At 70.1% G+C, this 541-nt stretch carries 1 pseudogene; it reads left to right on the top strand.

The window, feature by feature from the left end:
* Positions 1-541, top strand: a pseudogene (locus tag IG04_RS0141830) (RNA degradosome polyphosphate kinase); the annotation flags it as partial.

Genomic DNA, 541 nt, shown 5'->3' with positions numbered 1-541 from the left:
CCGAGGAGGAGCAGGCCCGCCTGTTCACCCTGTTCCGGCAGCAGATCTTCCCCGTGCTGACCCCGCTGGCGGTCGACCCGGCGCACCCCTTCCCGTACATCTCGGGGCTGTCGCTCAACCTCGCCGTGGTGGTCCGGAACCCGGTCAGCGGCCACCGGCACTTCGCGCGGGTGAAGGTGCCGCCGCTGCTGTCGCGCTTCCTGGAGGCGTCGCCGGAGCGGTACGTCCCCATCGAGGACGTGATCGCGGCCCACCTGGAGGAGCTGTTCCCGGGGATGGAGGTGCTGGCGCACCACATGTTCCGGCTCACCCGGAACGAGGACCTGGAGGTCGAGGAGGACGACACCGAGAACCTGCTCCAGGCCCTGGAGAAGGAGCTCATGCGGCGCCGCTTCGGGCCCCCGGTGCGCCTGGAGGTCGAGGAGTCGATCGACCCGTACGTGCTGGACCTGCTGGTGCGCGAGCTGAAGATCAGCGACGCCGAGGTGTACCCGCTGCCAGGTCCGCTCGACCTGACCGGGCTCTTCGGCATCGCCGGGCT

This window comes from Lentzea albidocapillata, from assembly GCF_000719115.1.
Lineage (GTDB): Bacteria > Actinomycetota > Actinomycetes > Mycobacteriales > Pseudonocardiaceae > Lentzea > Lentzea albidocapillata.
Note: the sequence above shows the minus strand (reverse complement) of the source record. Positions and strands in the feature narration are given on the sequence as shown.